Genomic DNA, 17,978 nt, shown 5'->3' with positions numbered 1-17,978 from the left:
ATTAATAATGTTCTCGCCCCTAGCGCAAAGGTTTGCGTACAGGATAGACTAGTTAGGCCAATATGTGACGAGACACTTAAAACCTCATGGTTAATATGGATATTTTTTGAGCTGTATCCCTGTTTCCCCCGAGTCTCGTTGCTAGCATGGTGAGCAGATAACAATAAAAAATTAATACAAAATCCCTACAAAATATCCTACAAGGAGCACCTATGACCGTTATGGAACATACTAAGGCTGCACAAATTGATCTAACTAAGCACGGACTGACTGGCGTTACTGAAGTTCTTCGTAATCCTAGCTACGAGCAGTTATTCGTTGAAGAAACACTGCCAGGTTTGGAAGGCTACGAAAAAGGCGTAGTAACGGAACTAGGCTCGGTTGCAGTTGACACTGGTATCTTTACTGGCCGCTCACCAAAAGATAAGTACATTGTTAAAGATGACACGACCCGCGATACCATGTGGTGGTCAGATCAAGGCAAAAATGATAACAAACCGATTACAACTGAAGTATGGAATGAGCTGAAAGAGCTTGTGACAACTCAGCTATCTGGCAAGCGTCTGTTTGTCATTGACGGTTATTGTGGTGCTAACCCAGATACGCGCTTAAGTGTACGTATTATCACAGAAGTAGCGTGGCAAGCGCACTTCGTTAAGAACATGTTCATTCGTCCAACTGACGAAGAGCTAGCGACGTTCGAACCTGATTTCGTGGTCATGAACGGTGCTAAAACAACCAACCCTAACTGGGAAAAGCAGGGGCTAAACTCTGAAAACTTTGTTGCTTTCAACCTCACAGAGCGTGTTCAAATCATCGGTGGTACTTGGTACGGCGGTGAGATGAAGAAAGGTATGTTCGCAATGATGAACTACCTACTTCCTCTGCAAGGTATCGCTTCAATGCACTGTAGCGCAAACGTCGGCGAGAAAGGCGACGTAGCGGTATTCTTCGGTCTATCAGGTACAGGTAAAACAACTCTATCAACGGATCCTAAACGTCAGCTAATCGGTGATGATGAGCACGGTTGGGACGACGACGGTATCTTCAACTTCGAAGGTGGTTGTTACGCGAAGACCATCCGTCTATCTAAAGAAGCAGAACCAGAAATCTACAATGCAATCCGTCGTGATGCACTGCTAGAAAACGTAACGGTTCGTGGCGATGGCTCTATCGATTTTGATGACGGTTCAAAAACTGAGAACACTCGTGTTTCTTACCCGATTCACCACATCGACAACATCGTTAAGCCAGTATCAAAAGCAGGTCACGCTCAAAAAGTTATCTTCCTGACTGCTGATGCATTTGGTGTACTACCTCCGGTTTCTAAACTGACTCCAGAGCAAACCAAGTACCACTTCCTATCTGGCTTCACTGCGAAACTAGCAGGTACTGAGCGCGGTATTACTGAACCAACACCAACCTTCTCTGCGGCATTTGGTGCGGCATTCCTAACCCTTCACCCAACTCAGTACGCTGAAGTACTTGTGAAGCGTATGGAAGCGGCTGGCGCTGAAGCTTACCTAGTGAACACAGGTTGGAACGGTACTGGTAAACGTATCTCTATCCAAGATACTCGCGGCATCATCGACGCTATCCTAGATGGCTCAATCGATAAGGCTGAGACTAAGGTTATCCCTATGTTTAACCTAGAAGTGCCTCTAGCACTGCACGATGTTGACCCAGCGATCCTTGACCCACGCGATACGTACACTGACCCTCTACAATGGGAAAGCAAAGCGAAAGATCTAGCAGAGCGCTTCATCAACAACTTTGATAAGTACACGGACAACGCTGAAGGTAAGTCACTGGTTGCGGCTGGCCCACAACTGGACTAATCCAAGCATCTGCTCGGGCTTAGTCAAAAGCAAACGCCCAATTTAAAATGATATTTTTGTAGCAAGCCCCTCTTTTGAGGGGCTTTTTTGTTGCTGCTTGACCCTTTTTGTTCCACTCTATTTTGAGACTATTGAAATTTAAGGCTTTCAAGGAATGAAAAAGGTATTGATGGTGTTCGGCATTGTGTTGGCTATCGCCGTTGCAACTATCGCAGCGTTGCTATTAAGCCTGCAGACCCAATACCGTGCGGATGTTGCTAACTTTTTTATCAAACATACGATTGAACAACCTGTGTTCATTGAAGATGTGGGTTATCAGGCGCCTTATCACATCACCTTAATGGGCATAACCCAAAGCCAACCCGAAAAACAGACACCTCTATATATCGACAAGATCGATCTTTGGTTCAGCCCAGACTCTCTCCTTGAAGCCAAACTGGTTTTAGACTCTGTGTTGATCAGCGGACTACAGTTAGAAGCCGACGATCTAACAACACTCACATCAGTGTTTACCCAACCAAACCTCAAGCTGCGTCAGCTGGCGATCAATAATCTAGATTTCTCGACCCCAGACTTTAATGCGCGAGGCATCGACCTTCAGATCTCCGCACCAAAATGGGAAGACGACAACTCACTGCTACCTTATGGAAAAACCCAACTCTCTGCCTCACAACTGTATTGGCAAGGTGAAGCATTCGATAATCTGTTGATTGACCTAGATCTCAAGCCGAGTGACAGCACCCTTTATGGTGCTTCATTTGATTGGCGTGGCGCCAAAATCTCCGGACAAGCTGAACAATATCAACATGATTGGTCGTTGGTGAATGTGACAATAGATAGTTTGCGATTAAACCAAAAACAAGCTCAAAGTCTACTGAATAAAGAGTGGAATGTGGCAGGTGTTCAGATCAACCACATCAACAGCTTAGATATTCTGCGTAGCGACGTAGAGTGGAAAGATGGTCACCTCGCAGCCTTTGATGCCTCTTTAGAAAATATCCAACTGCCCTTTGAACTGTGGAAGCAGCAGAAAGCCATTTTCTCTCTGCAAGCAGAAGGAGTGACCATTGATGATGACATGTTCATCGAGCCAAATATCAAGCTAAGCCTAGAGCCAAACCAGATTCTAATCGAAGATTTCTATACTCAATTCCTGCAGGGCACTGTACAACTCAATGGCGAAGTCACCCCTAGCAGCATTGAATTAGAGCAGCTTGACCTGCAAGGCATAAAATGGGTCACTGAAAACCAAGATAACCCTCTAGCCGCCGCTCGCCTATTACCTTGGCTCACACAGGTCCAGAGCGTCGAGATTAGCCGACTTAACATAGAACGCAGTCAACTCATCCAACTCGCACAAAAGCCTTACTGGCAGGCCTCAGGGTTACATGTCGAAGGGCATAAGGTTCAATTTCTGCAAGATAGAAAACTGGGCTTATGGCAAGGCAAATTGATGGCGAGCGCAAACGATGCCAGTTACCAAAACATTGTTAGCGCACAGCCGGTGGTTGAGATGAATAGCGAACAAGGGAAATGGACGCTGACACGTCTGTTTGCGCCACTTAGGAATGGCTATATTGAAGCCAATGCAACACTCGATTTTAACCAAATCAGCAAGCCATGGAGCTTAGATATCTCTGCCGATGGGTTACCGATAGCACCCATGCTGCAACAACTTGAATTACCGCTCGATGCAACAGGTTATGGCGAGTTCGAACTTCAAGCCGCTGGGTTATACGGCGATTCACTGATGCTCGGCTATTCAACCACAGGACAACTCACAGGCAGCGTTCGCCAAGGTGTGATGACCTTTAACGACAAGCTTTCTGAAACATCGACTGATAACGTGTTTGAAATCCCAGAGCTCAATGCGAATTTTGACCGTGGACGCTTCACTCTCGAACCGATGCACATTATTGGTGCATCGGCAGCAGAGCAAGGCGAACAAAGGATTCAAACGCTCAATGGTGAGGTGTCTGGAGAGCTCGACTTGCTTAAAGCCGAGCAACACACCCTATCGATTACCCTATCGGACACATGCCATCAAATCTCAGGCAAGCTCACCCAAGCTGAGTATTCTGAGATTAACGACTGCCAACAAAAAAGCGCCACTCCTCAGGAGTAGCGCTTTCAGTCAATCTTTACAGTATTACCGGTGTTAGCTATTCGCTCCCATTTGAATCTGTCGAAAGTATCTTTTTATAGTCGGGGATCAACATGTAGGTTCCGGTAAACTCTACCGCTTCCACATCACCACTGTTAATAGTCACATGAATGATGATACGTGCCTTTCTGCCCGACGCGAGGCGGTCTAAATCACCGCTGATCCCATCCAATGAGGTAGAGGCCACCGGGTTTTGCTCAACCGGGTGACGATAACGAATATTACTGTCTGCCAGCACGATATCACCTGTCAGGCCACGCTCTTTCATCAATAACCAAGTCATCCCCCAACCGGTTAAGGTCGCTAGAGTGAACGCTGAGCCCGCAAACATGGTGTTATGAGGGTTCAAGTTGGGATTCAGCTGAGCACTGCACTCAAATTGGTAACCCGTGTATTGGTTAATCTTGATGCCCATCTTGTCACTGATCGGGATCTGATGTTCCCAGCGCTGCTGCAGCTCATTACACCACTCTGGCTTACGCAGAACATCTGCCATGGGGTCAAGGTGTTTAACCATCTGCTGATGACGCACAGGGCCACGTTGATCGTTAATCTCACCGCGACGTTCAAATTCATTCTTCTCATAGAATGAGATCGCATCTTCACGTGCATTACACACCAAGCGCTTAGCGCCCTCTTGGCGAGCCAATGACTCAAGTGCGACTAGAATCAATGAGCCCATACCTTTGCTTCGGCGAGAGTTCTTCACCGCCATGTAGCGGATCTGGCCTTCTAGATCTGGGGTGATATACAAGCGACCAATCGCCATCGGGCGACCACGACCATCAACAATCATGCGATGGTGACTCATTGGGTCGTATTCATCGCGCTCTGAGCCTACCGGCATTCGCCAAGGTTCACGGAGCATCTGCCAACGAAAATGGTAATACTTGTTTAGCTGATTTTCGGTGGTCGGTGTTATGAGTTTAAACATGCTTATTCCTTTAAGCCTAAACCTGCAGCCAGAATGTCACTGGGCCATCATTAACCAAAGACACTTTCATGTCGGCTGCGAATCGGCCACGTTCCGTTGGCAACACTGATTCACATTGGTCTGAGAAATAGTTGTAGAGACGCTCAGCATCTTCTGGGTGAGCACCACGAGAAAACCCTGCTCGTGTCCCTTTTTTGGTATCGGCTGGCAGAGTGAATTGAGACACCACTAATACCTTACCTTCTACCTGCTTCACGTTGAGGTTCATTTTATCGTCTTCATCTCCAAAGACACGATAAGTGGTTACTCGTTCCATCAAACGTTTGGCTTTGGCTTCATCATCACCTTTTTCTACGCCTAACAAAACCAATAAGCCTTGCTCAATCTCACCAACTACTTCGCCATCAACACGGACGGCAGCTTCACTTACTCTCTGGATCAGTGCTATCACTGTTGTTTCCTTGCTCTGTGATTTTGTCTTTATCCGACGAGTGTACCATTTCTTTCGGGTCACTCCACTGTTCCTGCTCACCCAATGCGGCCGTCACCTCAGCACCAACCAGCACGATCAACCAGCACAAATAAACCCAGACAAATAGAATTGGAATTGCCGCCAATGCACCATAAATCAACTGGTAAGAAGGGAATTGAGTAATGTAGGCCGCGAAGCCTTTCTTGCTTAATTCAAACAGCAGAGCCGCCACTAGAGAACCTGCAGCTGCATGAGAAAAGTGTATCTTTTTGTTGGGAACCAGCAGATACAGACCGAAAAACGCAAAGAAAGAGAGAATCAAAGGAAGTTTGCGAATTACGGTATTAAAAGCACCAGACACCACCTCATTTTGCAGCAAGCTCAATGAGGTCACGTAAGACGTTGCAGCAATACTCGCTCCCACTAGAATTGGTCCAAGCGTGAGCACCATCCAGTACATAGAGAAAGACAGCACCGCACGACGCTTTTCCGTTACTCGCCAGATGTAGTTTAAGTTCTTATCAATATTCGAAATCAGCATCAGCGCTGCAATGAATAAGAACACACTACCTACCGCCGTCATCTTTCCGGTATTGGCAACGAACTCCAACAACGCGCCGTGTACTGCATCCCCAGATGCAGGAACAAAGTTGGTAATAACGAAGTTTTGAATCACGATACCAACATCAGCAAAGATGGAGAATGACGACAAGATAGAGAGCAATACCGTCAGCATAGGAACGATCGAGAGCAAAGTAATGTACGCCAAGTAGCCCGCATTCACATTCACTCTATCGTGCGTCATTCGCGCCAAAAGATAGCGAGAGAACTGAATACTGAGTGTAGCGACCTTTTTTATCTTCAACTTGTAACTCCCTGGTAACTCGTTCATAGTCCTAACTAATATTCCTTTATTTAACTATAGGAAACTAGGATGCCTTATTTAATAGTTATAGTCCTCTCTATTTTTACTCTTACTGGATGCCAATCCGCTTATTACTCTGCAATGGAACAGGTGGGCTACCACAAACGTGACATCATGGTCGATAGAGTAGAAGACGCTAAAGAGTCGCAGCAGGATGCTCAGGAAGAGTTTACCAGCGCACTTGAAGCACTCAGCAGCCTGACTAACTTCAGTGGTGGCGACCTTGAAGACATGTACAACCAGATCAACGATAAATACCAAGACAGTGAGAAAGCCGCGCAAAATGTCAGTGATCGTATTGCTGCGATCGAAGATGTGTCAGATGCGCTGTTTGAAGAGTGGCAGAATGAATTAGATCTCTACACCAGTGATTCACTGCGCCGCTCGAGTGAGCAAAAGTTGCGTGAAACCAAATCGTCTTACCAAACGATGCTGTCAGCAATGAAGCGCGCCGAGAAGAAAATGGATCCCGTGCTCAATACCCTTCGCGATAACACGCTTTACTTGAAGCACAACCTCAATGCGAGTGCTGTGGGTTCACTGCAGGGTGAGTTTATGAGCTTAGAAAAAGACATCGCCTACGCGATCAAACAGATGAATGCTGCAATAGCAGAATCGGATAAGTTCCTAGCTCAACTGAACCAGAAATAACGCCCGTAGACACAAATAAAGATAAGCCCGTATGAACCCAATCATTATTACTGGCGGCCCTGGTGCCGGAAAGACCACACTAATTAATGCCTTGGGAGATGCGGGTTACCCAACCTTCGCTGAGTCCTCTCGCCAGTTAATCGAACAGCAGAGCCAACTTGAGACCGGTATCTTACCTTGGTTAAACCTTCCGGGCTTTGCTCGCCTATGTTTAACCGTCATGAGCGAACAAAAAGACCAAGCCAATCAACGTCCGATTGCGTTTCTCGATCGCGCTATTCCCGACATCTGCGGTTACTTGTCCCAGGCCAACCTTGAGGTTACTGAGAACTACCGAGAAGCGAGCCAAGGCTATCACCCACAAGTCTTGTTCTGTCGCCCTGAAGCTTCCATCTATGTGCAAGATGAAGTGCGCCCTTACCCATTTGAAGAAGCATTAGAGATTCACCACACGCTGGTCAAAGTCTATCGAGAGCTAGGTTATAAGGTAGTTGAAGTGCCCTTTATGTCGGTCGCTGAGCGAGTTCAGTTCGTTGAAAGTCACCTAGGAATCAAAAGCTAGATTCCAGATATTTCGCTCCTCAATTCTGGAAGGACGATTCGCTAAGTAGATATCGAACACACTCTTCGTATCCCGCATCTCGTTTACTCGTATCTTAGCTAACTAAAAAACAAAAGCCCTGAGCAGCTTGGCTACTCAGGGCTTTCTTATTTACTTAGCTAGAAGCTCGTCAGCTGGCAATTAAGCCTTAGCTGGACGTGCTGCACGCTTACGTTCGTTTTCAGTAAGAAGTTTCTTACGGATACGAATGCTTACAGGCGTTACTTCTACTAGTTCGTCTTCGTCGATGAACTCAAGAGCTTGCTCTAGAGTGTGACGGATAGGTGGCGAAAGAACCTGTGCTTCATCAGTACCTGATGCACGAACGTTCGTTAGCTGCTTACCTTTCAGACAGTTTACTGTTAGGTCGTTTGAACGGTTATGAATACCGATGATTTGACCTTCGTATACTTCATCTGCGTGCTCAGCAAATAGACGACCACGTTCTTGTAGGTTGAATAGTGCGTAAGTCAGTGCTTTACCAGTCGCGTTCGAGATTAGAACACCGTTGTTACGTTGACCGATTACGCCGCCTTTGTGAGGACCGTAGTGATCAAATGAGTGGTAAAGAAGACCAGAACCAGACGTTAGAGTTAGGAACTCAGTTTGGAAACCGATAAGACCACGAGAAGGCATCATGAAGTCCATGCGAACACGGCCTTTGCCATCTGGAGACATATCAGTTAGCTCACCTTTACGTAGACCGATGTTTTCCATGATGCCACCTTGGTGCTCTTCAAGCACGTCGATAGTCACAGTTTCAAACGGTTCAGTTAGGTTGCCATCTTCGTCTTTCTTGATGATAACTTCTGGACGAGATACAGCTAGCTCGAAGCCTTCACGACGCATGTTTTCGATCAGGATAGATAGGTGAAGTTCACCACGACCAGAAACACGGAAACGATCTGGGTTATCAGTTTCTTCAACACGTAGTGCAACGTTGTGTACTAGTTCTTTTTCTAGACGCTCAAGGATGTTACGTGAAGTAACGAACTTACCTTCTTTACCCGCGAACGGAGAAGTGTTTACTTGGAACGTCATTGTTACTGTTGGTTCATCAACAGAAAGCGGAGTCATTGCTTCAACATTATTTACGTCACAGATAGTGTCTGAAATTTTCAGCTCACCAAGACCAGTGATTGCAATGATGTCGCCAGCGTTAGCTTGCTCAACTTCGTGACGGTCAAGACCTAGGTAACCAAGAACTGTACCTACTTTACCGTTACGTTTTTTGCCTTCTGCATTTACGATAGTTACTTGTTGGTTTGGCTTAACAGAACCACGAGTAACACGAGCAACACCGATAACACCTACGTAAGAGCTGTAATCAAGTTGCGAAATTTGCATTTGTAGTGGGCCGTCAAGGTCAACTGCAGGCGCGTCTACTGTATCAACAACAGCTTGGAACAATGGTTCCATGTTCTCGCCAGTTTCGCCTTCAGTCATTGTTGCCCAACCGTTTAGAGCTGAAGCGTAAACAACTGTGAAGTCTAGTTGCTCATCAGTAGCACCTAGGTTGTCGAAAAGGTCGAATACTTGATCCATAACCCAATCAGGACGAGCGCCCGGGCGGTCAATCTTGTTGATTACAACGATTGGCTTAAGACCGTGTGCGAATGCTTTTTGCGTTACGAAACGAGTTTGAGGCATTGGGCCATCAACTGCGTCAACGATAAGCAGAACAGAGTCAACCATAGACATGATACGCTCAACTTCACCACCGAAGTCCGCGTGTCCCGGAGTATCTACGATGTTGATGCGGTAATCATTCCAGTTGATTGCTGTGTTCTTAGCAAGAATGGTAATGCCACGCTCTTTTTCGATGTCATTCGAATCCATGACACGCTCTTCAGCTTCACCACGAGACTCAAGAGTGCCTGACTGTTGTAGCAGTTTATCAACCAAAGTCGTTTTACCGTGGTCAACGTGCGCGATGATCGCGATATTTCTTAACTTATCAATCTGTGGAGTAGACATGGATTCTCGATTCACTCATAAAAGTAGCCGTCACTTATCTCAAAAGTTTGGATAATAACCGCTAGCTTGATTTAAAAAACGGTCAATAATATACCAGATTCTAGACAAAAACCCAGAAATATGTGATCTGAACCAAGGCTTTTTTCTTTATTAGCGATTCATATCCGCTTAACTTTGATTCAGTACAGTGTTGAGCAGCCAAATTCGTAGGACTCTAAAAAAGCATCACCGGCGAGTGGCGAGCCAAATCTCCCGCAAAATAACAAAAGTGGATTGACAACTTAGGCAATTCATTGCTGAATGGTGCTCGCTTATGTCTCATATTGGTGCACAGACAAATCATTGCACCAACAAGGTGCAGCCAAAGATCATTTTGGTGCAAAAACCAGATTAGGCAAAATTGAAAAACAAGTAAATCATTGAAATTAATGGAATAATTTTTTTGGCACGTTTTTGGCTATAGATAAATCAGCATCGATTAATGCACTTATAGACATTAATCAATGCTAGTTTCAACCGAATCGAGCTAATACCGAATTAATAACACTGGAGGTTATCCAAGATGTCAGTAGAAAATGTACTATCCCTGATCCAAGAGAACGAAGTTAAATTTATCGACTTACGTTTTACTGATACAAAAGGTAAAGAGCAGCATATCTCTATTCCTTCTCACCAAGTTGATGCAGACTTCTTCGAAGAAGGCAAAATGTTTGACGGCTCTTCAGTAGCTGGTTGGAAAGGCATTAACGAATCTGACATGGTAATGATGCCGGACGCAGCATCTGCTGTACTGGACCCATTCACAGAAGACGCAACGCTAAACATCCGTTGTGACATCCTTGAGCCTGCAACAATGCAAGGCTACGACCGTGACCCACGCTCTATCGCTAAACGTTCTGAAGAGTACCTACGTTCTACAGGTATCGCAGACACAGTTCTAGTTGGTCCAGAGCCAGAATTCTTCCTATTTGACGACGTTAAGTTCTCAAACGACATGTCTGGTTCTTTCTTCAAGATTGATGACGTAGAAGCAGCTTGGAACACAGGTTCTGACATCGAAGGCGGTAACAAAGGTCACCGTCCTGGCGTTAAAGGCGGTTACTTCCCAGTAGCTCCTGTAGATTCATCTCAAGACATCCGTTCAGCAATGTGTCTAGTAATGGAAGAGATGGGCCTAGTAGTTGAAGCTCACCACCACGAAGTAGCAACTGCGGGTCAAAACGAAATCGCAACTCGCTTCAACACGCTAACAGCGAAAGCTGATGAAACTCAAATCTACAAGTACGTTGTACACAACGTTGCTCACGCATTTGGTAAAACAGCGACATTCATGCCTAAGCCACTAGTTGGTGACAACGGTTCTGGTATGCACGTTCACCAATCTCTAGCAAAAGACGGCGTTAACCTGTTTGCTGGTGATAAGTACGGCGGCCTATCTGAAATGGCGCTTTACTACATCGGTGGTGTAATCAAGCACGCTCGTGCAATCAACGCGTTTGCTAACCCATCAACTAACTCGTACAAGCGTCTTGTACCTGGTTTCGAAGCACCTGTAATGCTTGCTTACTCAGCACGTAACCGCTCTGCTTCTATCCGTATCCCAGTAGTACCAAGCCCTAAAGCACGTCGTATCGAGCTACGTTTTGGTGACCCAGCAGCGAACCCATACCTATGCTACTCAGCAATGCTTATGGCTGGCCTTGACGGTATCAAGAACAAGATTCACCCAGGCGAAGCTATGGATAAAGATCTATACGACCTTCCTGCAGAAGAAGCAGCTGAAATCCCAACAGTTGCAGAATCTCTACAAGAAGCTCTAGCAGCGCTTAGCGAAGACCGTGAGTTCTTAACAGCTGGCGGCGTATTCTCTGACGATTTCATCGATTCTTACATCACTCTGAAATCTGACGATGTACAACGCGTGAACATGGCTACACACCCACTTGAGTTTGAACTGTACTACTCAGTTTAATCTCCTGTAGAGATAAGCCATTTCTTACTGCAATCTTGTAAGAATCGCTGACTAAATATTAGGCTCGCCTCGCAGGCGGGCCTTTTTTATATTCTCTCGACGCTCCCCTCCTCGTACCATACTAGATACCAATCGTAGCAAATAACTACTCAGCCTAGCTTGTTAAAACACTCGATAACATCGTTAGGTTTTTTGATTGTAGAATAACTACTTATCGAAAAAACCTGCCTCGTTTTCAAGCCTTTTTCCTGCGCTATTTCTGAGCATTAACTTACTGTGATTGGTATTTAACAAAAGCCCTCAGAGGCTGTCGCGCTAAATACAATAAAATCAAAACCAATAAAATCAATAAAATCAATAACAAAACCAACGCCAAACGTGAAATCACCTAGTGGTGACAAAGAGGCTAAAGATATGAAAAATATACTGTTCCTGATCGGGTTAACAGTCGCGCTCTCGTGCTCTGCTCAAACGGTGTATACCTGGGTGGATGAGGATGGCGTGCTCCACTTTAGTGATAACCCTAGCGCTCAAGATGCCGAGGCTCTTCGCCTGCCAGATGTGCAAGCTTCAGCACCCGCCCCTAAATTTGAGGCTTCAACTCCGGTAGACACCGCTGCTTTACCTACAACTAAAACGGCAACGCCAGCTAAAAATCAGGCAAAAACAGAAACCACAAAACGTGAGGTTCCCACTCAATTAGCCCTCACCATGCTGACTCCAGTTCATGATCAAACCATTCATAGCAACCGCGGCTTAATCCCGATTCAGATAGTTCTCAACCGAAAACTTGGTATCGGGGAGCAATTACAATTGATACTCGATGGCCGTCGTTATGGCGCCCCACAGACTCAACCTATTTGGGAATTAAAAGGTATCGATCGAGGTACTCACACCATTGCAATTCAAGCACATAGAAGCGGCAAGCTTATTGCATCTACTAGTCCAGTCACCGTGTATTTACATCGAGCGACGCTCAAGTAGGCCAATGTGTGAAAAGAGACTGAATTACCTCTACTTTTCACCAAATCGAAGCAGCTTTCAGCGACTCTAATGAATTATCTTTAGCTTCTGGTTGATATGCGCCATACTTGAACTTAGCTACGCACCAATTTGGTGCAGTGAAAAAAGCACCAATTCAAGGACGAAATAGTGAATCGATCAGCCAAAAGCGACAGCATAGATACACATCATCTTTCCAGCGCCATTCTCGACAATATGGTGACTTCGACATTGATGCTCGATGAGCAACTGTATGTCCGCTACGCCAATCCGGCGGCTGAACAACTCTTTTCACAGAGCGCGCGACGCATCGTTGATCATCCACTGAGCCAACTTATCCAACACGCCTCGCTCGACTTAGCACTTCTAACTCAACCTCTACAAAGCGGCCAGAGCATTACCGACAGTGACGTGACCTTCGTCGTTGATAACCGCCCGCTGATGCTTGAGGTGACGGTTAGCCCAATCTCTTGGCAACGTGAAACGCTGTTATTGGTTGAGATGCGCAAGATTGACCAACAAAGAAGACTCAGCCAAGAGCTTAACCAACACGCACAACAACAAGCGGCTAAGCTGCTGGTGCGTGGGTTAGCACATGAGATCAAGAACCCATTGGGTGGTTTAAGAGGTGCTGCGCAACTACTTGGAAAGATGCTCCCTGATCAGTCTCTGAATGAGTACACCCAGATCATTATTGAGCAAGCCGACCGCTTGCGCGCTTTAGTCGATCGCCTGCTTGGCCCGCAAAAGCCAGGAACCAAATCAGAAGAGAACCTTCACCAGATACTCGAAAAAGTAAGGCAACTGGTTGAGCTCGAATCAGGTTCGACGCTCGCTATCGAGCGAGATTACGATCCAAGCCTACCTGCGATTTTGATGGATTCTGCGCAAGTTGAACAAGCCATGCTCAATATCGTGAGCAATGCGGCGCAGATTCTAAAGACTCAGGAATCAGGGAAAATCACCATTCGCACCAGAACGGTGCATCAAGCAAATATTCATGGGCAACGACACAAACTCGCGGCTCGTGTTGAGATCAGCGATAACGGTCCGGGCATCCCCGATGATTTAAAAGACACCCTGTTTTACCCAATGGTCAGCGGACGAGAAGGCGGTACAGGACTGGGGCTATCGATATCTCAGAACCTGATCGATCAACACAATGGGAAAATTGATGTTGAAAGCTGGCCGGGCAGCACCACATTCACGATTTACCTGCCGATTTAGGTTACAAGAACCTCGCTATTGGACTGCGAGATCAAAGGCTTAACTCGGTAACACAAAAATTAAAGACATCATAAAAACAACAATGATTATCACAATAGATTTGGCTGCAAAGGAATTGAATTATGAGTAAGGGATACGTTTGGGTCGTCGATGACGACAGCTCGATCCGCTGGGTAGTAGAGAAAACACTCTCATCTGCGGATATAAAGTGTGAGACATTTGCTGATGCCGAGAGCGTATTGCTTGCGCTTGAACGCGAGACACCTGACGTGTTGGTGTCTGATATTCGCATGCCAGGTATTGACGGAATTGAGCTGTTGCATCAAGTTCACCAACGCTCTCCCGACCTGCCCGTGATCATCATGACCGCGCATTCAGACCTTGATGCGGCGGTGAATGCTTATCAAAAAGGCGCCTTTGAATATCTACCAAAGCCGTTCGATATTGATGAGACACTGACTCTAGTGGAGCGAGCGATCGCGCACAGCCAAGAACAGAAACGTGAGCAAGCCAGTGAAGTAGCCGAAGATACCAACGCGCCTGAAATCATCGGTGAAGCGCCGGCAATGCAAGAGGTTTTCCGTGCTATTGGCCGTTTGTCTCGATCATCTATTTCAGTACTCATCAATGGCGAATCAGGTACTGGTAAGGAGTTAGTCGCTCACGCTTTGCACCGTCACAGCCCAAGAGCTAAAAAGCCATTCATAGCTTTGAACATGGCGGCAATTCCCAAGGATCTGATCGAATCTGAGTTGTTTGGCCACGAGAAAGGCGCCTTTACCGGAGCTAACAGCGTTCGCCAAGGACGTTTCGAACAAGCCAACGGCGGCACGCTTTTTCTTGATGAGATCGGCGACATGCCACTCGATATTCAGACTCGCTTGTTACGTGTACTTTCTGATGGTCAGTTTTATCGTGTGGGTGGACACTCTGCGGTGAAGGTTGACGTTCGCATCGTTGCCGCAACCCACCAAGACCTTGAACGATTGGTGCATGAAGGCGACTTCCGTGAAGACCTTTTCCACCGACTCAACGTTATCCGAATTCATATCCCGGCACTTCGCGAACGCAAACAAGACATTGAAAAGCTCACACATCACTTCCTAGCATCCGCCGCCGAAGAGCTCGGTGTTGAAGTTAAGACCCTGCACCCTGAGACCATTTTGAAGCTCAACCAGCTCAATTGGCCGGGTAACGTGCGTCAGCTTGAGAACATTTGTCGCTGGCTCACCGTGATGGCGAGTGGCAGCGAAATTCTCCCTTCAGACCTTCCCCCAGAGCTGCTAGAAGAAAAAGTAGTGACAACCTCTGGAACTGGAGATAACTGGCAACAACTGCTCGCTAATTGGGCGAAGTGTGCGCTTGATTCAGGAGAAAAAGAACTGCTGACTTATGCGCTACCAGAGTTTGAACGTATACTACTTGAGGCTGCACTCAACCATACTAATGGTCACAAACAAGATGCAGCCAAGGTTTTAGGTTGGGGAAGAAACACCCTAACTCGCAAGCTTAAAGAGCTGTACTGACCTAATATGACTCTCGATGCAGCTACTTTTTAACCAAAAAAGTGTCGCTTGGTCTGAATAGTGTCGGTACAATTACAGTACACTATTCACCAAAGTTGTAGCTAAAGATGTCTTTGAAAACACAAATTACCTTGAGAACCGCAGTGGTTCTGCCATTCGTGATGATTTTTCTATTCACTATGGGCGTAATGGTTTTTACTCAAAAGCAAAGCTACAAAGAGATGGTGAGTGATGTTAGTGCACGCCAGCTAACATCACTTACTGACCACGTTCACCAAAGCCTGTCTAATTTTTTAGAAAAGCCATTTCATGCGAACCTCTCACTCAGCCATAACATCGGCTACCACCATCTTTATCAAGCGGGCAACCTTAGTAAGGTCCAAGACTATATTTTTTATACGTTTTCAGACCATTACACTGCTGTACCTCAACTCGATGTGATCGGCTTTGGTTCTGAAGATGGTAACTACGTCGGTTTCCGCAAAGAAGCCAACAAAGGCTACACCTTGATGGTGCAAGACGAACGCACTAATGATCAGTTGGTCATTTACCGTGGCAGCAAGATTAGTGAAGACATTCGATCGGTGATTTCAGGTTACGATCCAAGAATCCGTCCTTGGTACACACCCGTTGCGACACAGAAAAAACCGTTATGGTCACCAATTTATGCCAATGCTGACGAACGCCAAGAAATCACCTTATCTGCTCTCTCCCCTATCTATGATGGTAATGAATTCAAAGCCGTCGTCGTCAGCGATATCAAAATCAATACCTTCAATGCGTTTCTCAGAAAGCTCAAAGATAGAACAGATGCCTCTGTTTATATCATCGATAAGCAGCAGCGCTTGGTCGCACACTCAGGCGGAGGCAGTGTCGTTTCATGGGGAACAGGAAAAACCAATAAAGGCCAACGCTTACTGGCAACAGAGAGTGCTACCCCCGTCATACGTGAAAGCGCCAGTTACGTAGACCAATTCCACCTAATCGATAATTTGGGCGAGCAGCGCTTTAGCTTCCGCCTAGACAACGAACGCTACTTCAACCAAATCACCCCTTACGAAGATGAACACGGCCTCACGTGGTTTATTGGGGTGTCGATCCCTGAAAGCAATCTGCTCGGTGAGTTGCCAGAAAACCAAAGAAACAGTTGGTTGCTCGGGCTAGCACTGAGTTGCATTGGGGTCATTGCAGGGTTAATTGCTTTTAATCGCGTAATCCAACCTATTACCTCGACAGCAGATGCGGCAAAGCATCTTGCTAAGGGCGATTGGGACACGAGCATGCCAAAGACGGGGCATATCTATGAAACCAGTATGCTGGTGGACTCATTCAATGAAATGGCTAGTAACTTAAAGGCCTCGTTTCACGCATTACAGTCTCAGCTTACCTATGACTCACTTACCAAACTTTACAGCCGTGAAGGCTTTATTGATGCAGCCAAGAAACACCCTGACAACGAAAAAGGCACGCTGTATTTGATTGGTATTGATCGCTTCCGAGACATCAATGACAGCCTAGGTCATTACAATGGTGACCAACTGCTTATCATTGCTGCCGCTCGTTTAAGGGGCACACTGCCATCCGAATACCTACTAGCTCGTACTGGTGGTGATGAGTTTGCCATCTACGCGCCAAACGTTACGCGAAGCGATGATGTTCAGCTACTGACTAATCGCTTACTTCAAACCTTCGCTTCCCCATTTTCAATGGAATCGGAAAGCGTGGTGATTAAGATATCGATGGGGATAGTGAGTGTCTCGAACCTCCACGATATTACACTACTGCTACGCAGTAGCAGCATTGCTCTGAGCAACGCGAAACAAGACAAAACCAGTGTTAGTATTTACAGCCCAGAGATGGGTAAAGCATCAAGGCATCGCACCAAGATGCTAGCGCGGATGAACCGAGCGATTGAGCTTCAACAATTCGAACCGTTTTATCAGCCTATTATTGATCTGGAGTCCGGCTCAACCATAGGGGCGGAAGCTTTAGCTCGCTGGATAACCGATGAAGGGGTGATCTCGCCACTCGAATTTATTCCTCTCGCGGAAGAGAGCGGGCTCATTTACGATATCGGAAAACAGATTCTGCATAAGTCCTGCCGAGATACAGCAATCGCGATTGAGTCAGGAAAGTGGAGCAAAGACTTCTCGATTCACGTCAATCTATCGGTCGATCAACTAAGCGAAAGTAGCTTTGTCGAACTAGTTAAAGGCACGCTACGTGACACCAAGCTTCTAGCAGGCAACCTGACACTAGAGATCACGGAGTCACGCATCGTCGACAATGACCCGACCATCATTGACAATATGCTAACGCTAAAAGCACTCGGTATCTCAATTGCGATTGATGACTTCGGCACTGGCTACTCATCCCTAGCCTATCTGCAGAAACTGCCATTTGACTGCTTAAAGATCGATCGCAGCTTTGTCAGCAAGCTAGAAAAAGAGAATCTAGACAGCTCCATCGTCGCGGCCATCGTTAACATCACTAAGGGTTTCAAAGTAAGCTTGGTGGCAGAAGGCGTTGAAACACAGCAACAGGCTGAACTCCTCAAGCAGCTGCAGTGCCCACTTGCTCAAGGATTCTTATACAGCCGTCCAGTTCCGTTTGACCAATGGCCTACCGACCTCAGCAACACCAAGGTCAAACAAAATACCAAACAGAGCCTCACCTAAGTCACGCAGAA

Annotated in this window: 13 protein-coding genes; 9 read left to right on the top strand and 4 right to left on the bottom strand. The window is 46.3% G+C overall.

The window, feature by feature from the left end:
* Positions 1-212: 212 nt before the first annotated feature.
* Both pckA and FTW16_RS17360 read left to right on the top strand, forming a co-directional pair.
* Positions 213-1,838: a phosphoenolpyruvate carboxykinase (ATP) gene (gene pckA / locus FTW16_RS17365; RefSeq protein WP_146491972.1), complete on the top strand. Its 1,626-nt coding sequence runs from the start codon at positions 213-215 to the stop codon at positions 1,836-1,838.
* A 154-nt stretch (positions 1,839-1,992) separates the two neighbouring features.
* Positions 1,993-3,963, top strand: coding sequence for an AsmA family protein (locus tag FTW16_RS17360; protein WP_146491971.1), 1,971 nt, complete (start codon positions 1,993-1,995; stop codon positions 3,961-3,963).
* A 37-nt stretch (positions 3,964-4,000) separates the two neighbouring features.
* Here FTW16_RS17360 and FTW16_RS17355 read toward each other — a convergent pair whose 3' ends face one another.
* The 3 genes from FTW16_RS17355 to FTW16_RS17345 are packed head-to-tail and all read right to left on the bottom strand — an operon-like array spanning position 4,001 to position 6,300.
* Positions 4,001-4,936: a bifunctional GNAT family N-acetyltransferase/hotdog fold thioesterase gene (locus FTW16_RS17355; RefSeq protein ID WP_146491970.1), complete on the bottom strand. Its 936-nt coding sequence runs from the start codon at positions 4,934-4,936 to the stop codon at positions 4,001-4,003.
* Positions 4,937-4,952: 16 nt separating this feature from the next.
* Positions 4,953-5,387 (bottom strand): D-aminoacyl-tRNA deacylase, encoded by a 435-nt coding sequence (gene dtd / locus FTW16_RS17350; protein ID WP_004735590.1) that lies wholly within the window; start codon positions 5,385-5,387, stop codon positions 4,953-4,955.
* On the bottom strand, positions 5,359-6,300 hold the full coding sequence (locus FTW16_RS17345) for a virulence factor BrkB family protein (RefSeq protein ID WP_146491969.1): 942 nt from the start codon (positions 6,298-6,300) through the stop codon (positions 5,359-5,361). Before FTW16_RS17345 ends, dtd begins: the two co-directional genes overlap by 29 nt.
* A 42-nt stretch (positions 6,301-6,342) precedes the next feature.
* Here FTW16_RS17345 and FTW16_RS17340 point away from each other — a divergent pair, with 42 nt between their 5' ends.
* Both FTW16_RS17340 and FTW16_RS17335 read left to right on the top strand, forming a co-directional pair.
* Entirely contained in the window at positions 6,343-6,984 is a 642-nt protein-coding gene (locus FTW16_RS17340) for a DUF2959 domain-containing protein (protein ID WP_048607602.1), read from the top strand.
* A 31-nt stretch (positions 6,985-7,015) separates the two neighbouring features.
* Positions 7,016-7,546: an AAA family ATPase gene (locus tag FTW16_RS17335; protein ID WP_146491968.1), complete on the top strand. Its 531-nt coding sequence runs from the start codon at positions 7,016-7,018 to the stop codon at positions 7,544-7,546.
* 180 nt (positions 7,547-7,726) lie between these two features.
* Here the strand turns inward: FTW16_RS17335 and typA are convergent, their stop codons facing one another.
* Positions 7,727-9,562, bottom strand: coding sequence for a translational GTPase TypA (gene typA / locus FTW16_RS17330; protein WP_017059220.1), 1,836 nt, complete (start codon positions 9,560-9,562; stop codon positions 7,727-7,729).
* 562 nt (positions 9,563-10,124) lie between these two features.
* Here typA and glnA point away from each other — a divergent pair.
* From glnA to FTW16_RS17300, 5 genes are all read left to right on the top strand, one after another.
* Positions 10,125-11,534, top strand: coding sequence for a glutamate--ammonia ligase (gene glnA / locus FTW16_RS17320; protein WP_019826498.1), 1,410 nt, complete (start codon positions 10,125-10,127; stop codon positions 11,532-11,534).
* Between the two features lie 414 nt (positions 11,535-11,948).
* The gene (locus FTW16_RS17315; protein ID WP_146491967.1) at positions 11,949-12,518 is read left to right on the top strand and encodes a DUF4124 domain-containing protein; all 570 of its coding nucleotides are present in this window, start codon (positions 11,949-11,951) and stop codon (positions 12,516-12,518) included.
* Between the two features lie 168 nt (positions 12,519-12,686).
* On the top strand, positions 12,687-13,763 hold the full coding sequence (gene glnL, locus FTW16_RS17310; RefSeq protein WP_186728087.1) for a nitrogen regulation protein NR(II): 1,077 nt from the start codon (positions 12,687-12,689) through the stop codon (positions 13,761-13,763).
* Between the two features lie 122 nt (positions 13,764-13,885).
* Positions 13,886-15,289 (top strand): nitrogen regulation protein NR(I), encoded by a 1,404-nt coding sequence (gene glnG / locus FTW16_RS17305; protein WP_048661285.1) that lies wholly within the window; start codon positions 13,886-13,888, stop codon positions 15,287-15,289.
* Positions 15,290-15,396: 107 nt separating this feature from the next.
* Positions 15,397-17,967 carry an EAL domain-containing protein gene (locus FTW16_RS17300; protein WP_146491966.1) on the top strand — a complete coding sequence of 857 codons (2,571 nt, stop codon included), beginning with the start codon at positions 15,397-15,399 and terminating at the stop codon, positions 17,965-17,967.
* Positions 17,968-17,978 lie beyond the last annotated feature (11 nt).

Origin of the sequence: Vibrio sp. T20 (genome assembly GCF_007858795.1) — a bacterium.
Classification (GTDB): Bacteria; Pseudomonadota; Gammaproteobacteria; order Enterobacterales; family Vibrionaceae; genus Vibrio; species Vibrio satsumensis.
This window is presented reverse-complemented; position numbering and strand designations above follow the sequence as displayed.